The following is a 17,846-nucleotide window of genomic DNA, read 5'->3' on the forward strand; positions in this document are numbered from 1 at the left end:
TTAAGAATGAGTCTAATGAAAAAACTACTATTCTTATTGTGTCTTTTGTCTTGGAGTGCATTGAATGCACAGAAGACGATTAATCGCCCTCCGTTTATAGCAAAGGCAACGGAAACCATTGAGATAGCTGCCGTTCATTTATCGGATACAGCTACCGTGATTGATGTGGATGCAAAATTTACTCCAAAGTACTGGATACGTATTGCCCCTGCTACTTGTCTGGTGGCAGATAATGGTGAACGTTATCAGGTGCGGCAGGGAGTAGGTCTTGAGTTGGGACAGGAATTTTGGATGCCAGAATCCGGAGAGGCCACTTTCTCTTTGATATTTCCACCTTTGCCACCATCTGTAAAATCATTCGATTTTGTGGAAGGGGAAGGTGAGAGAGATTTTAATCTTTTCGGTATCAGCCTGACTGGAAAGTTGCCTAAGCTCCAATTGCTTAAAGGTCTAGAGAAGGCAGGAAAAATGACTGCTGTAGCTTTGCCGACTCCTGAAATCAAAGAGGGAACAGCTATCATTAGTGGTCGTATTTTGGATTATAAGCCTTCATTCCGGATGAAAGCTGAATTACATTCTGCTGATTTCTTATCTCCCTATGGACAAAAGAATACAGAGTTAGAGTTGGATGAAGTGGGAAATTTCCATACGGAAATATCAGTCTCACACCCTTCTGTCGCCTATTTAAGTGTGGGTGGATCTGTTGTTTCTTTTTTGTTGTCTCCGGGTGGAGAAACCAAGGTTACCGTAAATCTTCGTGAAATGACGCGTGCTTCCAGTCGTTTACAGAAAGACACGAAGGCTGAAGGGAAGAAGGTTTATTTTGAAGGACTGAATGCAGGATTGAATACGGAAATGAATTCCGGACTGGAAATTCCTCTTTGTTCTGTTGAGTTGAAAGACTTATATGACATGACTCCGGATCAGTATAAAGCATATTGCATGCGGAAATATGAAGAAGCGGACAATGTGATCCGTGCCAATAAGAAAATAAGTGCAGCTTATGCGGAATTGTTGACTGTGCTGAATAAAGATGCATTGTATGGGCTGTTATGTGGATATGATTATCAGCTATTGCAGGCTTATGCTCAGCAAAAAGGACTGTCGTTGCGTGATGCCGGTAAGGAGTATCTCTCAAAAAAAACGTCAGATGGCTATTTTGACTTTTTAAGTAAACTGGATTACATCAATTCACCCAAGTCTGTGTATTGCTTCAATTATTCCGGTATGGTAAGAAATACTGCATACATCCATTTGCCGTCTGTTAAGACCGTCGGTATTTTTGATTACCTGCTTGACTCATCCAAGGTAAGTCCGGAGGATAAGGAAGCAATGAAGAAATACCGTGATAATCCTTCGTCGCAGGATGCTTCTATAATGAGGGTGCTGAGAGATAAGTATGACAACCTCTTTCAGGAGTGTGGCAAAGTGGCTTTGGAAGCTAATCAGAAGGCGGTTGGAGAGCTAATAGGAGGTAAAGGTATTTATCATGATGTGCAGACAGCAATGCAATGTGCTTCAAAACTGGAAGATTTTATGCCTTTGTCTGAAGACGATTTTGCTACATTACGCACGATTGAGAATCCCTATTTCCTGAACCAATTGACTGCAATGAATACGGAGCTGCTTCAGAAGATAGAAGAAAATAAGAAGAAGCGCAGTTTTATGGTTCGTACTCTGCCCGAAGATGTGAAGAACGATGCCCTTTTTGAAGTCATTGTCGATCCGTTCAAGGGTAAAGTAGTGCTTGTTGATTTCTGGGCCACCTGGTGCGGACCTTGTAAGATGGCTATGAAGATGATGAAACCCATGAAGGAGGAGCTGATAGATAAAGATATCGTGTATGTCTTTATTGCCGGTGAAAATTCTCCGGAGACAACATGGAACAATATGATACCCGATATTCATGGTGAGCATTACCGGTTGACCAATGCTCAGTGGGCAGCTATTTGTGATAAATTCGAAGTCCGTGGCGTACCTACTTATCTGGTGCTCGACCGTGCAGGGAAACAAACGTACCGGTCAGTAGGTTTTCCGGGAACGGATACGGTGAAAGGTGAGTTATTGAAAGCATTAAATTCTTCCGCTGATTGATCATATACTAACGTCAGTTCTAAAAGATTTCAAGTTGCCCGTCATTGATAAGGTTGACATCAATGGCGGGTATACTTATCAGGGAGTTTCTCATATTGTTTTTGATCTTGGTGATGAATGGTATACCGAATTTCTGAAATTCACTTTGCCTGTGTTCCTCACGTTCAACCAAGTAAAGGAGGAAGAAGTGAACATTACGAGGGCTTACTTACAGATTAAGGTCAATCACTACCCCTCCTATGTTAGAATAGTGTCTTTATCATAATTGTGTTTTTTATGCGATGATTCCCTGATATTCAATTTGGCATCCAGTACAATTTTTTTATTGAGCAATCTATTTGTACGAATCTTGTCCAGCATGCAGCTTGCTGCAATCTCTCCGATTTCGACACGCGGCTGTTCTATAGACGTCAAATAAGGTTCGACGACAGTGGCCATATCCGATTCTGAAAAGCCGACAAAAGCGACATCATACGGTATCCTCAATCCGTGCCGTTTCAAGGCTTTCATCGCTCCGATAGCAACAGGATCGTTAAATGCAAATATAGCATCCGGTTTTTCACCGTTTCCGGACAGTATATCTTCCATAGTCTGTTCTCCATCACGAATAAAAATACCGGAATGAATGATGGTAGAGTCTGAAATAGGGAGATTGGCATCCTGCATGGCCTCTATATATCCGTTCATACGATCTTTCGTTATATCCAATTTTTCTGGACCCGCAAAATGAAATATTTTCCGGTATCCCTCACCTATAAGATGAGCCACTGCCGAATAGGCCATTTTCTTATCGTCAATAATAATTTTTGTAGTATCAATGTTGGAAGGCACCCTGTTGAAAAACACAAGTGGAATCCCATTATCCTGTAGGCTTTGATACATATCAGAGTTGACGAAACTGTCAGATGTCGTGGATATTATTATACCGTCTACCATGTGTTGTTCTAAAAGACTCAGATTGGTACGCTCTGTTTCAGCGGATTCGTTGGATTGAGTAATGAGGATCTGATAGCCCTCGTGCATTAGTATTTTTTGTATTCCGGATATAATCATAGGAAAAAAAGATGTGACCAATTCAGGCACAACGATTCCGATAGTATAACTTTTCTTTGTGACCAACCCTTTTGCCTGCGTGTTCGGATGATAGTTCAGTTCTGCAGCAGTCTTGATAACCAGCTCCTTGGTTTCTTTCTTTATTTCCCAACTGTCCGATAAAGCTCTGGAAACTGTGGAGGTGGATAACCCGAGTTTTTTTGCTATGTCTTTTATTGTAATTGGCTTTTCCATAACATGAATGATTGTAGGTTTGTCTGCAAACTTACAACTTTTTAGACATTCTGCAAAATCCAAACGTTCCCGGGAACGTTTCCGTTGATTTTTGAGGCATTATGCTATTAAAATTGATTGTACTTATATAAATTTGCTTGCGTTAAAAGCTATTATAATAGCCCAGATCGAAACATTTCTCAATATATTAATTCTAATCATTTTTATAATGCCAAAGTATGTTAACATTAAATCGTATTCAATCAAGATCAGGAAAACAAATTGTTTTTTTTCTGATGTGCTTGCTGGTTTCATTTGCAGGCATCATGCCAGTCCGATCACAGGAAAAAACTAAGATGGTTACCGTTGAAGGAACTGTCGTTGATGAAACCGATACTCCTGTCATAGGAGCTAACGTCTATATCAAAGGCAGTACCAAAGGTGTATCCACAAATGTAGATGGGAATTTCATTTTTACAGGAGTACCTGTCGGACAGACTGTCACTGTCTCTTTCATTGGTTACAAAGATTATCAGGTGCGGGTTACAAAAGGGGGAGAGAAATTGAGAATCTCTCTTGAACCTGATGCGAAAATGCTCGAGGAAGTGGTGGTGGTTCCATACGGAGGTCCGGTAGCAAGAAAGGATCTTACCGGTTCCGTTGTTTCTGTCAACGTTGAGGATATGAAGGCGCTTCAGGCAGTGACGTTTGAAAATGCTATTGCCGGCAAGGTCGCCGGTGTACAGGTCAATGTCGGGGATGGACAGCCTGGAGGTCTTCCGGACATTCTGATTAGGGGTAGCAATTCTGTAACCCAGAGCAATGCTCCTCTTTATGTGGTAGACGGTATTCCACTAGAGTCTCCCGATAACTCGTCAATTCCTACTCAGAATATTAAAAGTATCGAGATACTTAAAGATGCATCGGCGACAGCCATATATGGTGCACGCGGTGCTAATGGTGTGATTGTTATTACTACCGATTCCGGTTCAAAGGGCGCTCCGAAAATTAATTTCGAGTACCGTTATAGCTTGTCGAAAGACTATAATAGGTATGAAATGATGTCACCTTATGAATTTGTCAGACTTCAGAATGAACTTGATGCGGCTTATGGCTCTATGTATCTCGATGGTAGGGATCCTCATCCGGATGGAACTCCATGGACACTCGATGACTATAAGAATGTGAGACCTATTGACTGGCAAGATGAGATCAGTCAGCTCGGACAGATGCACGAATACAGCGTAAGCGCATCTGGCGGTACTGAGAAGACCACATATATGGCTTCATTCAATTATGCCAATCAAAAGGGTATCATTCTCAATACCGGTATGAAGAACTATGTTGGCAGCATGAACATCACCCAGAAGATAGGCAATCGTATGCAGCTTGTCATGAGAGCGAATTATGCGGAGAAGGAAAGAACTGGTATGCAAGTTAACTATGGACAGGGATCTTCTGCTTATATGTATAAAGTGTGGTCATACAGGCCTATTTCCACAAACGGTGTGGACTTGACCCATGAACTTGAAGATCCTGAAAGGCCGGAAAGTGGAGTGCCGATGTTCAACCCATTGCTCCAGACGCAAAATACTGATCAGAAATATATCACAAGACAGTTGAGAACCAGTGCCATGTTCAATTGGAATATTCTCAAATGTCTGAAATTTACTACTTCGATTTCTTATACGAGTACTGAATCCCAGACTGATATATTCAATAATTCCAAGACAGAAGCCGGAAGTACACTTCCAGGAAGAAATGACGGAATTAACGGTTCGAGAAGAGTAACAAGAACTAACAATGTCTTGAATGAGAACACTTTGAACTTCAACAAAAAGTTCGATAATATTCATGACCTTGCCGTAACTGTCGGTTGTACTCAGCAGAAAAATGTTTCGGATATCTTCGAAGCAAAAGCTACACAGATTCCTATTACATCAGAATGGAGAGGAATAGAGGCACTTGATGAAGGGCTGTCTCAGAAAATCATGTCCAAGAAGTTGACAGAATGGGCAATACAATCTTTTATTTTTAGGTCGAATTACAACTATGACAGAAAATACTATCTGACGTTTACGATGCGTGCGGACGGTTCTTCAAAATTTGCACGTGACAATAGGTGGGGCAAGTTCTATTCAGGAGCCGTTCGGTGGAGATTCTCAGATGAGAATTTTGTCAAGAACAATATCGGATCATGGTTTAGCGAAGGATCGCTTAACTTGAGCTATGGGTCTACCGGTAATAATGGTATCGGAGAATACGCTTATCTTCCGCAGATGGGATTTTCTTCCGGAGGGACATATTATGACTATTCATTCAATGATGAATATCCTACAACGGGAGCGATTGTCTCATCGATAGGTAATTCTAAATTGAAATGGGAGACCACATATACCTTTAATGCTAGAATGGATTTGGGCTTCTTCGACAATAGAATATACTTGACCGCCGAGTATTATAAGAAAGATACTAAAGATCTTCTGATCAATGCCACTTTGCCTGCCCATATCGGTTATGGTTCAGCATATAGGAATATAGGCCGGGTGGAGAACAAAGGTTTCGAACTGTCTCTAAACACTGTTAATATGAAGAGAAGGCATTTTAACTGGACTACCGATTTCAATATTTCATTCAACAGGAACAAAGTGCTTGCACTTGCCAATAACCAGAGTGTGCTTCCTGCTGATAATCTGAAGATTCCGAATGGGGCTGCATTGTATATTGCGAAGGTGGGCCAGCCTATCGGTATGATGTACGGAGCCCTTACAGACGGTCTTTATCAATATGAAGATTTCCGTAAGGGAAGCGATGGCAGCTGGATATTGAGAGATGATGTAGTTTCACAGTCAACTCATGCAAACAGAAAGGGAGTCTTTCCCGGATATCAGAAATTCAAGGATTTGAATGGCGATCTTCAGATTACTCAAGAAGACTTGACGATTATAGGTAATCCGAATCCTGATTTTACGGGCGGTATAACAAATACTTTCAGATTCTATAATTTTGATATGTCATTGTTCTTTACATTCAGCTACGGCAATGATATCCTTAATATGAACCGTTATTATTTAGAAGAAGGCAGATCATTGAGTTCCAATCAGTTTGCTTCGTATGCTGACAGATGGACCGTGGACAATCCTAACGGAAAACTTCCGCGTGCAAGATCTGCAAACAATACGGCTTGGGGCAGTGACCGTTATGTAGAGGACGGCTCATATTTGAGACTGAAAAATTTGAATATAGGATATACTCTGCCTGTTCAGGTGAGCCAGAGGTTTTTTGTTAGCAACATGAGGATTTATTTCTCTGCCCAGAATTTGTTTACGGTGACGGGATATTCGGGACAGGACCCTACCGTCAGCACGATGTCGAATGCAAGAACTCCAGGTTATGACTATTCGGCATACCCTGTACCACGTACATTCATATTTGGTGCACAAATTTCGTTTTAATGTGATATAATAATTTATATGGATATGAATAAGTTTATTAAAAGTATATTGTTCGGAATTGCATTTTTTTCTCTTACAGGCTGTTTGTCTAATTTGGATTTGCATCCGATAGATTCGGACACTCCGAATACATTTTTCAAAGATAGTGCGGCATGCGCAAAGGTTTTAGTGGGTTGTTATGACGCTCTTAGCGTACCGGGAGGAGGACTTTTTGATGGAAGCATGAACTCTCAGTTCGTCATCTGGAATGTGACGGATGAAATGTATAATGCAGCAGCCGGAACAGGTCCTAAGGTGTATAGCTATACTTCCGGATATGCTCCTAATGCTACTATGTACAAGAATCTTTATGCGGCGATTCAGCGTTGCTGTCAGTTCCTTCATTATCTTCCTGATGCCAAGATGACAACAGAAACAAAGCTCGCCATGGAAGGTGAAGTGCAATTTATAAGGGCATTCTGTTATTTCAATCTTGTACAAAATTATGGAAGGGTTCCTCTTGTAACGGAGGCATCTTCGGATGTTAATAGTACTTCTGCAAAGCAGGCAGAGGAGGCTGATATATACGATTTTGTAATTCGCGAGATGGAAGAGGCAGAGAGTAAGGTCTTTCCGATTACCAAATTTAACTTTGGAGGAAGAATCAACAAGTCTGCTGTCAGGGGAGTGCTGGCAAGGGTCTGCCTTTTCAATGCCGGATTCCCTTGCTACAACACTGAAAGGTACAAAGATGCATACAAATGGGCAAAGATGGTCATCGACGATCCTGCTCACAGCTTGATTCCTAATTTTGCAGAAGCATTCATTCCGCTTATTCAGGACAAGTATGATATACGTGAAAATCTATGGGAGATAGAAGCGTATTGTAAAAGTACGTCTGACGGACTGAAAGAATATTTTCCTTCATTGTCGACCTCGCTTGGTACCAATTGCAGCAAAGCTGTAGCAAATGTGTCCTTTATGGTTAATAATACAATGAAGATCACCAAAAGAATGTTTTCATATTATGAGCAGGATACTGAGGCATTGTTAGGCTCTTATGATGAAAGACGTAACTGGGCTATCGCTCCGTTTACCAATGCCCCTACGAAGCTTGATGGTGCCGATCGTCTTGTTCTTACTTATTTCGGTTCGCATAAGGATCCTGATAATGACAGATTGGTTTATGATCGTCAGGTCAACAAGTTCAACCGTCAGTATGCAAAGATTTGGCCTGCATATCAGAGTAATACAGGAACCAACCTCTGTATAGTACGCTATTCCGATGTATTGCTTATGGCAGCCGAAGCATTGTGTCAGATAAATAATGGTTCGACACCTGAGGCTATAGGCTATGTCAACGCGGTGAGAAAAAGGGCATACGGACAGATGGACGGTCGCAAGTTTATTGATCATATTGAACTTACCAATCCGGGAGAAAATTATACCATTGATGAAGTTTGTGTGGAAATTGTAGATGTTACCGACAATACTGCATCTGTCACATGCACAACGGAAGAGAACAAATCTCCCAAGGCATATCGTGTCGGAGACGTTAAAGGTCCTCTTACAATTGCTACTGCCAAGTTGCCTGAGATTCTTGGTTCTGACGGGAAACCGGACACTAAAGCCACCAGACCTATTGAGTCAATAGTATTGCTCGACAGGGGACATGCCTATAGTGAAACTCCGAAGGTGGTGATCAGGTCACTCGAGGGCGGGAAAGGTCCTAAGGGTAGCGGTGCTACGGCAATCGCAGTGATGAAGGATGAGAGTCCGTCTTATGAATTGCCTGCTGAAGCTACAGACTCAAAGGAGGCATTCCTTCAGACTATTATGGATGAAAGAGCAAGGGAGCTATGCTTTGAAGGCTGGAGACGTTTAGACCTCAAACGTTGGCACAATCTTGTGGAGGTGCTTCAGGCTACGAGGGATGATGGCAGGAATGCAAAAGGAGTCAATGGAGCGCAACTTGATTATATCATGACTCCTGGCAACAATGTGTCCGATGTTCATTATTACCTTCCGATCCCTTCCGGAGAAATAATGCTTAATCCTGAATTGAAACAGAATGAAGGCTGGTAATTGTATATTTAACATTATTAAAAGTATGAGACAATGAAAAGAAATATAATTAGAAACCTGTTTCCCGCTTTAGTCGCCGCTTTAGTCGTTGTGTCCTGCCAAGTTGACACCGTGACCGAATCAACTGTTGTGACTAGGCTTGAAAAGAATGTATACGAAGTTGGAGAGAATGTTCGCTTCCACTTCTCAGGAGAAGCTGATTTCGTGACGATTTTTACCGGAGTTGATAATTATAATGGCGGAACGATGGGAGGAACGATAAAAGGGTCGCGTTATATCTATAGAAATCGCGGAAGGGAGAATGGTTCTCCAGTCCTGTCTTTCAATTGTAAAAAAGATGGAGATAACTTGGAGGAGTATGCCGAAATCAAGCTTCTTCTTTCTACTGACTTTGACGGTGACATCACCATGGAGGGAATAAAACGTGCCACTTGGCTGGATATTTCTGAAAAAGCGAAATGGCCTGTTGAGGGGACTAAAAAAGGTGTTAATGTTAATTCCGGAGCAATAGATTTGTCAGAATGGAACGGACGGGATATCTATCTTGCTTTCCGTTATACTGCGAAAAAGGGACAGAAACAGGAAGGATATACAATCTCTTCATTCAATCTTAATAATACAGTTGAAACGGATGCTCTTCCTTATACAATATGGACAAATGCTTCTTTTGCAAAATGTGGTACAACTACGAATAAACTGCAGGAAGATCAGACCGGTGCTATTTTCCCCGCTTATCAGTGGACACTTGGAACATCGCTTACTTGTGCAGGCATGCCTGACGGTAAGGAGGATTTTGAAAGCTGGGTAATTACTTCTCCTGTCGATCCGAGCCAGGTGATTCCTGATTATGGTACGCTTATTAAGTCATACAGCGAGGTTGTTCCGGGGTTCTATGATTACACATATTACAAACCGGGTAAGTTTACGGTGACCGTAGTGTCGCGTAATGCTACCGCTTTTGGAACTGAAGAATCTGTGCAAAATATAGAAATAGAAATAGTTGAAAAATAATTTTCTGAAAAATACATTTATGAAATATTTGTTTTCTACGTTACTCATTGCTTGTGTGAGTGTCTTGATGTCCGCTCAGCCCAAACTGAATCTTAATACGGGCAGTATTGATTTTGAATGGCAACAGGAGGAGGATGGCTGGCATATCTCGTGTATTAAAATCGACGGGAAGCAGATTCCTGCCCCCAAGGGATATTACACGGTTTTGTATATAGATCGTAATCCGGCAAAGGATTTGGTCGATCAGGATCTTGAGGGAAAGGATTTTACGTTCTATCCGTCAAAAGCAGAAATGCTTCCCGATGGTACTCTGAAATTTTCTCACAGTCTCCGTTTCGGAGACGTTGAAGCAATATGGAAGGTAGATCCATTATTTCCGTCTGATATAAAGGTCGATATGAAGGTCAGACTGTCGACGAACGGTTCCGTATCCATCGCCACCCCTACGATTACCGTCTTCGAAGAGAACAATATATCATGGGCGATGATTCCGGGTAATTGGTATGGCAATGAAATCCAGTATAATCTGAATATGGCAAAAACTTACAGCATGGGCATTCCTTGTGTTCCGATGCTTGCCCAAGAACGTAATACGATGACTCTGTGTCCGCTGTATTCGTCGAAGGATGGCTATACCTTAGCTGTTATTCCAGATCCGGGGACGGAAACCGACCCGATAGCTGGCAAAGCTCCGGATAAGAGTCCTAATTCCTTGGGATTGAGTTTAGCGAACAGGCATAATGAACTTACTCCCGTGGTTTATCATCCGGTACTCGGACAGGTGGGAGCTAAGCACAAAGCCGGAGATGAAGTGGTATTTGGATTCCGTTATACCTTGAAGAACTCGGGCTGGTTCGATGTATTCCAGCATGCAGTGAACGATGTTTTCGCCTTACCATCATCCTTGGATTTGCTTACCAACAAGGTGTCTTTGTCCGAGCGCGTGAGCCGGCTTCAGAAATTCCTGCGTAAAGATAAAGAGTCGAGCTGGAAAACATGGCAGAGCAGAGGTGAGACAATAGGTGCTAATGGCTCCAAGATTGCTGACGCTGGTACCATGTTTATGATTGCACGAAACGGGCAGGATTCCGTAATGAGCAGCCGTCTTCACTATGTGAGGAATTATAAAATGATTCAGCAGCAGACAGAACCGGGATATTTCTGCGGTGCCGCTCTCGGAGAATATGCGGATATAGACGGTGTGGAGTCGGAAAGGGGCAATTGGATAGAACCTTTGCATACGACCTATTATACTATGGTCGATTTCGGAAATATGCTTCTATTCAATCCTGATGACAAGGAATTGCTTGAAAGGTTGAGGATGGCAGGTGACAGATTGCTTGCATGGCAGAAAGATGATGGAAGTTTTGAGGTCGGCTATGACAGATTTTCTATGAAACCGTCTTTCCCGGATCTTAAGGATTACAGACCAACCTGGTATGGATTGTACATCGCATATAAGCACTTGAAAGACAAGAAATACCTTGACGCAGCCTGCAAAGGTGCAGACTGGCAGCAGGAAAACGGAGTGGATAAAGGATATTATCTCGGAGTATGCGGTGATGGACGCAATATCTGGGATTTCTGTACGGCACAGACATCTCGTGCCTATATGGACTTGTATGAAATAACGGGTAACAAGGCATATAAACAGGCGTCTATAGATGCCGCCATGATTTACGCGACGTCTATATTCACCAATCCGGTAATGACTGATGAAACGAAATACATCGGCGAGCAAGCATATAAAGATTGGGAGCTGAATCAGACTGGTCTTGGTGTGGAGCATATACGAGGTACGGCAGTAAACGGACCGATTTTGATATCAAGTTATGCAGGTTTGTTCGTGAAAATGTATGAATGGACGGAGGAACCGGTTTTCCTTACTATGGCAAGAGCTGCGTCAATCGGAAGAAATGCTTTTGTCGATCAGAAAAGCGGATGCGCAGTCTATTACTGGCACGGAATGAATGAGTTGAAAAAATATTCTACAATGTTCCCGTGGCATGCGTACTGGCAGATTGGCTGGATTGTGGATTATCTGATTGCGGAGGCTGGTTTGCGTTCGGACAGTAATATTTCGTTTCCATATGGCTACATGACTCCTAAGGTTGGCCCACATGTCACATATGGATTTGCACCCGGTAATATTTACGGTAAGAAAGCGGATCTTCTGTTCAGACCGGATATGGTCGGTTGCGATAATCCGGAGATTGAATTCCTTACCGCTTTGTCAGAGAACGGCACGAAGTTATACTTGATTGCAATGTGTCAGTCTAATGACAGTCAGTCATGCACTGTAACTCTGGATTTGTCGCAGTTAGTTGCGAATAAGACAGGTTTCCGTTCTGCTAAGGCTCTTCAGGGTAAAATTATTAGATCGGCGGGAAAGAAAGGGCAGATCAATCTTGATTTTGCTCCATGGGGTATGAATGTCATTGAAATTTCACTATAAACGATTTTATGGAACGATTTTTTATATTGTTGATTTTAGCGGGGCTGTCCGTTTCGGGAGTTGCCCAAAAGAGTATGTGGCTCATAGCTGGACAGAGTAATGCTTCCGGAATGGGTGATAGAAGAACTTCGATGAAATACTATAGCAAAGAGTGTTTCGACTATGTACAATCCGGAGATTCGTTGAAAATACTGCAGGACCCAGTAGGTGAGAACGGCAAGTATTTCGGCAAGGCGAACAGCGGCAGCATCAGTCCTTCGTTCGCGTGGAACCTTAATAAAATGACAGGTGATTCGGTTGTAGTGGTATCTGCGGCGAGGGGAGGAAGTGCATGCTCCACTACAGGAGAGACAATCTACGGTACTTGGGCGGAAAAGGGTGTCTTGCCTTTGTTCGATGCAGCGATGGCTAAATGTAATTCTGCGATTGCCGTTACAGGATTGAAATTCAGTGGGGTGATCTGGCTTCAAGGAGAACGTGACGCAAATGCTATCAATGATGGGAAAATGGACGGTGAGGATTATGAGGCGGCGCTTCGCAATCTTATACTCCGGTTCAGAAAGCATCTTCATGATGCCGACCTTCCTTTCTATATAGTCCTCACAGGACAATATGTCGACCGTCCGCAAGAGGGCTATCATCAGGTTCGTGCGGCACAACGCAGACTGTCTGAAAAAATGCATGGAGTTCATCTTGTAGCTGCGGATCCTTGGCTTTTTCCACAGATGAATATGATGACGGATGACATCCATTACAGCCAATACGCATATAATCTTATCGGGGAGACTATAGCCCGCCAGATTTACGAAGCAAGAAGTATTGATTCTAAATAAAATGAGGAAAATGAAGAAAAAAGTAATAGCATCGCTTTTTACCATGTTTATCGGAGGAATTGCAGTATTTGCACAGGATCCGATGGTGGACAAAAAGAATACTGACAGTAAACCTCCTTATATCTATCCGGAGGAAAGCATTGTAAGGGAAAATATAGAAAAGTGGCAGGATATGAAATTCGGTATGTTTATCCATTGGGGAACATACAGCCAATGGGGTATAGTAGAGTCCTGGTCCATTTGTCCGGAAGCATATAAATTCTGTATGGTGAGGCCGGAAGGAATGAACTATTTTGACTATGTCCGGAAGTATGAAGATTTGAAAAAGACATTCAATCCTGTAAAATTCAATCCTGAAAAATGGGCTGGAGCGGCGGAGTATGCTGGAATGAAATATGTGGTCTTCACAACTAAGCATCATGACGGATTCAATATGTACGATACTCAGTACAGCGACTATAAAATAACCGATGTCGAATGTCCGTTCCACACAGATGCGAATGCTGACATTGCAAAGAGAATTTTCGATGCATTTCGTGGCAAAGGTATGATGGCAGGTGCTTATTATTCCATAGCAGATTGGAACAATAATGACTATTGGTGGGATTATTTCCCTCCCAAAGACAGGAATATAAATTATCCTCCTGAAATGTTCCCGGAAAAATGGCAGCGCTTAAATGACTTTATCAACAATCAGTTGAATGAACTGACCGGAGGAAAGTACGGTAACCTCGGCATGCTGTGGTTCGACTTGTGCGATGCTTCTCCTGACAGGCATCCGCAGTGGGAAAGATTCGCAAAGACGGTAAGAACCAATCAGCCTGGAATCATGATGGTGGCAAGACATACGAATACCATCTATGAAAATTACAGGACTCCGGAACAGAAAATACCGGATCGTGCCTTGGACTATCCTTGGGAGGCTTGTATGACTATGGCTACTCAATGGTCATACAAACCAGATGATAGTTACAAATCCACGCATGACATTCTGACTACCCTTGTACAGATAGTTTCACGTGGAGGAAACTTTCTACTGAATGTCGGACCGGGTCCTGACGGAGAACTTGCTCCGGAGGCATATCAGCGACTTAAGGAAATCGGTGACTGGATGCAGGTTAACTCAGAGGGTATCCATGGAACGAAAGCAATTGCTCCTTACAAAGAGGACAGAATAGCGTTTACTTCAAAAGATAACAACGTATATGCCTTTTACTTGAATGCCAAGGATGAATATATGCCGTCTGTGGTGAAAATCAGATCATTCGTTCCGGTTTCTGCCAAATCGGTATTTCTGATGGGGCATAATCGTCCCCTCAAATGGAAAAAAACTGGAGACGGAATAGAAATAATCATACCGGAGTCTGTCAGAAAGAATCCTCCTTGCGATTTGGTTTGGGGGGTTAAATTGAAGATTAAATAGAGTGTTCCGAATTATTGATTCCATTTTGAGATGAAGCTTTTTTTCTTTGTTATTTTGTTTGCGATGACTTTCTGTCCGGTGTGGCCTAGTGCCGGAAAACTCCCGGATGTTCCGTCCGTGCTGTTTCTTGGAGTGGATTTCCCTGAAGAAAGTGCCACCTATATTGAAAACCAAATTGCTTCTGGGCTGAAAATACTGGATTTGACAGACAGCCCGGAAGTAACATACCGCTGTGTAAGGGGAATAAAGGAAGCCGCGGAGATCATATCTACGGAAAAGACAGGAAGATATAGAGTATTTGTCATACAATGCAGAGATTTGAATACTAATGAGAATACTTTCTGTAAAATCCGCTTGATGGCTGCTAGGCAAAATACCGACATATTATGGATGACATCCGATACGGCTCAAATTGTTTCCTGTAATTGTGATTTTGCTGATTATGAGGGCTTTTGTTCCAATCAGAAAAGTTATGACTGGAAGCGGTGTATATCATATATCGCAGATGCCGTGTCTCAATGGTGGACCGGTATGGCAGAAGGAAATAGAGGTATTGAAAGGCTGCCTGTATGGCAGGGCGAAATTCCCGATTATGAATATTCCGGGCCGGAATATATCAATTCAATAGCGCGTATCGACAGGATTTCCGAACCGGAATTGGAAGTTTTCCTTCCCCGTCAGTCAGAGAAGTCTCCGGTGGTAATCTTTTTCCCGGGAGGAGGATTGAGCTATACCGGCTTTATCAGAAATGCGCGTGAGGCGGCAGAGCTGTTGAGGCCATATGGAGTAGCGGTAATCGGTGTAAAATACAGGGTGAAACGTGGACTTGACGTGGCTTTGGAAGATGCAAGACAAGCCGTAAGGACAGTCAGAGAGAAAGCCTCCGAGTGGAATATAGATGAAAATGCAATCGGAGTAGCAGGACAGTCGGCAGGTGCGCTGATTGTATTGAGGCTGGCTTCAGCCGATTGCCCAGACGCCTTTTCGCGCCCTGACTATGTGATTCCATTAACGAGTTGGTATTACGGGAAACAGAAATGGCCGTTCAGATTTGATGCTGAGACTCCTCCTTTTTTTATGCGTCATGCGACTAATGACAGCGGTTACGGTTTTGCACTTAGTGTCAAGGAAAAACTCTTGGAGGCCGGAGTTCCATTGGATTGGAAGACTGTTGATGATGGGGGACACGGAGCTTTTGAAATTACTGTCGATGGTTATGGACATGACTGGACTGTCGAACTGGTAGAATGGATGAGAAAAAATAAAATATTGAAAACCGATAATCATGAAAAAGAAGTTGATTAGATTGTTTATTGCGGTCGGTCTTGTCTTGGGGGTTGGCTCATGTGCTGATGTGACTGACACTCCTGAATATTATGGAGTATATAAGGAAGCGAATATAGAAAATATAAGACCGTCTTCGTGGTTAAGAGAAATATTACAGAGACAGAGAGACGGCCTCGGGCTTAATCGCAAGGAGTCTGGTTATCCTTATAACACATGTCTGTGGAATGGAATAATCCCGGAGGGAGGTAATCCGATAGCGAAAGGTTGGTGGCCTTATGAACAGTCGGGATATATGATTGACGGTCTGTATAGGTGTGGAATATTCCTGAGAGACAGCGTACTTATGCAGCTCGGTTCCGACAATGTCGGATATGTCTTATCCCATCCCCGGGCGAACGGAATGCTAGGTCCGGAAACCCTTGGTGAGAACCAGTGGGCATTTTCTGTATTCGCACGGACGTTGCTTGCATATTACGACTATACCGAAGACGACAGGATTCCGGTTCTGCTGAAAAAACATTTTTCTGCCTTGAATGATACTTTGACCAACAGGCAGACTTGTATCATAGAAAGTATGTGCAAAATGTATTCATATACGGGCGACAAGGAAATCTTGCAGAAAGCCGGGCATATTTGGGATCTGTTCAGTATGAACGGGGGAACAAAAGACAATGAAGTGTTCATCCATGAGGATATGGTCTCTTCAAAGCCGATTGACGTACATGGTGTGACGGCTGCTGAAGTTTCCAAACAGCCGTTGATTCTGTATCTTTATACCGGTAGGCAGGAATATCTCGATGCCGCGCTTGGTTTCTATTCTTCCGTGGAACGGGAAAACGAACTTCCAGATGGGATACCGGCTTCATATGAAAGCTTGTTTCCTAAGCATGCGGAAGCGCTGCATGAGACCTGTGATATCAGTGACTTTATATGGAGTTACGGTTACATGCTGATGGCAACCGGAGATGTTAAGTGGGCGGATAAGATGGAATCAGCTGTGTATAATGCAGCCTTGGGAGCTATTAATAAAGATTTCAAGGCTTTGCAGTACTTCTCATCTCCGAATCAGTTATTGGCAACTGAAAAAAGTTCCATGGCTCCGTATGGTGAAGAGGGCTTGTCACGTCAGGCTTACAGACCGGGTTTTGATGTTGAATGTTGTTCCGGCAATGTCCACAGGATGTTTCCGAATTATATTTCAAGGATGTGGATGAATGGTGACGAGCATGAGATAGTTGCCGCTTTGTACGGTCCGTCGGAATATAGGACAGAAATTAATGGCACAAAAGTATGTATAACGGAAGATACTTCTTATCCTTTCTCCGGGAAAATAACATTCAGGTTTGCTCTCGATGGTGCTCCTGTCAGAATACCGTTTACCATGAGGATTCCATCATGGGTAGAGAATGCAAAGTTGACAGTCAATGCAGAACAGCCGAAAGAATATCATGCAGGAGGGTTCAGTACGATAGAAAGACGATTTAAGGATGGGGATGTCGTAGAGTTGGACATCGATATGAAGCCGAGGGCAGAGAAAAGAACTGATGCCGGAATTAATGTATATATGGGGCCATTGCTGTATTCTGTAGATATTGATGAGAATGTTGAGATCATAAAGGACCAGTTCAAAACATCTGTAGCTTTTCCTGCATATAACGTGACCCCTGCTTCTAAGTGGAATTTCGGTCTGCCTGAAAACCCTAAAATAACAGTGGTGAACACAGGGAAGAAAGGATTCCCGTGGACACCAGATTCAACACCTGTCAAGCTTAAAGTAACTGCATTTGAAATTCCTGAATGGCGACTTTTGGGTGATACGACCCCTGGGCTACCTGAAGAGAAAATTCAGGTTTCGTCAGAATGTGAAGAGATAGAAATGGTACCGTCCGGATGTACAAGGATAAGAATGACGACGCTTCCGGTGGTTGAATATTGTAAATGAAATTTAAAATTAAATT

The 17,846-nt window shown here is 42.7% G+C and carries 10 protein-coding genes; 9 read left to right on the forward strand and 1 reads right to left on the reverse strand.

The annotated features are described in order from the left end of the window. Positions 1 to 15: 15 nt before the first annotated feature. Positions 16 to 2,094, forward strand: coding sequence for a TlpA disulfide reductase family protein (locus tag K429_RS0112750; RefSeq protein ID WP_026367162.1), 2,079 nt, complete (start codon positions 16 to 18; stop codon positions 2,092 to 2,094). A gap of 237 nt (positions 2,095 to 2,331) precedes the next feature. Here the strand turns inward: K429_RS0112750 and K429_RS0112760 are convergent, their stop codons facing one another. Then, positions 2,332 to 3,381 carry a LacI family DNA-binding transcriptional regulator gene (locus K429_RS0112760; protein WP_007219450.1) on the reverse strand — a complete coding sequence of 350 codons (1,050 nt, stop codon included), beginning with the start codon at positions 3,379 to 3,381 and terminating at the stop codon, positions 2,332 to 2,334. Positions 3,382 to 3,716: 335 nt separating this feature from the next. Between K429_RS0112760 and K429_RS0112765 the strand changes: the two genes are divergently transcribed. Genes K429_RS0112765 through K429_RS0112800 form a run of 8 tightly spaced genes read left to right on the forward strand, consistent with a single transcriptional unit; the run spans position 3,717 to position 17,830 of the window. Further along, positions 3,717 to 6,815 carry a TonB-dependent receptor gene (locus tag K429_RS0112765; RefSeq protein WP_231501846.1) on the forward strand — a complete coding sequence of 1,033 codons (3,099 nt, stop codon included), beginning with the start codon at positions 3,717 to 3,719 and terminating at the stop codon, positions 6,813 to 6,815. Between the two features lie 24 nt (positions 6,816 to 6,839). Beyond that, entirely contained in the window at positions 6,840 to 8,879 is a 2,040-nt protein-coding gene (locus K429_RS0112770; protein WP_231501847.1) for a RagB/SusD family nutrient uptake outer membrane protein, read from the forward strand. Positions 8,880 to 8,912: 33 nt separating this feature from the next. Beyond that, positions 8,913 to 9,890: a DUF5017 domain-containing protein gene (locus K429_RS0112775; RefSeq protein WP_022209687.1), complete on the forward strand. Its 978-nt coding sequence runs from the start codon at positions 8,913 to 8,915 to the stop codon at positions 9,888 to 9,890. A gap of 19 nt (positions 9,891 to 9,909) precedes the next feature. Further along, on the forward strand, positions 9,910 to 12,345 hold the full coding sequence (locus tag K429_RS0112780) for a hypothetical protein (RefSeq protein ID WP_007219454.1): 2,436 nt from the start codon (positions 9,910 to 9,912) through the stop codon (positions 12,343 to 12,345). A gap of 8 nt (positions 12,346 to 12,353) precedes the next feature. Beyond that, positions 12,354 to 13,178 (forward strand): sialate O-acetylesterase, encoded by an 825-nt coding sequence (locus K429_RS0112785; RefSeq protein WP_007211897.1) that lies wholly within the window; start codon positions 12,354 to 12,356, stop codon positions 13,176 to 13,178. A gap of 10 nt (positions 13,179 to 13,188) precedes the next feature. Then, entirely contained in the window at positions 13,189 to 14,601 is a 1,413-nt protein-coding gene (locus tag K429_RS0112790; protein ID WP_007219455.1) for an alpha-L-fucosidase, read from the forward strand. A 30-nt stretch (positions 14,602 to 14,631) separates the two neighbouring features. Continuing rightward, positions 14,632 to 15,906, forward strand: coding sequence for an alpha/beta hydrolase (locus tag K429_RS0112795; protein ID WP_007211899.1), 1,275 nt, complete (start codon positions 14,632 to 14,634; stop codon positions 15,904 to 15,906). Next, positions 15,887 to 17,830, forward strand: coding sequence for a beta-L-arabinofuranosidase domain-containing protein (locus K429_RS0112800; RefSeq protein ID WP_026367166.1), 1,944 nt, complete (start codon positions 15,887 to 15,889; stop codon positions 17,828 to 17,830). The genes K429_RS0112795 and K429_RS0112800 overlap by 20 nt, the downstream gene beginning before the upstream one ends. Positions 17,831 to 17,846: the final 16 nt, after the last annotated feature.

The organism is Bacteroides sp. 14(A) (genome assembly GCF_000526555.1).
GTDB lineage: Bacteria > Bacteroidota > Bacteroidia > Bacteroidales > Bacteroidaceae > Bacteroides > Bacteroides cellulosilyticus.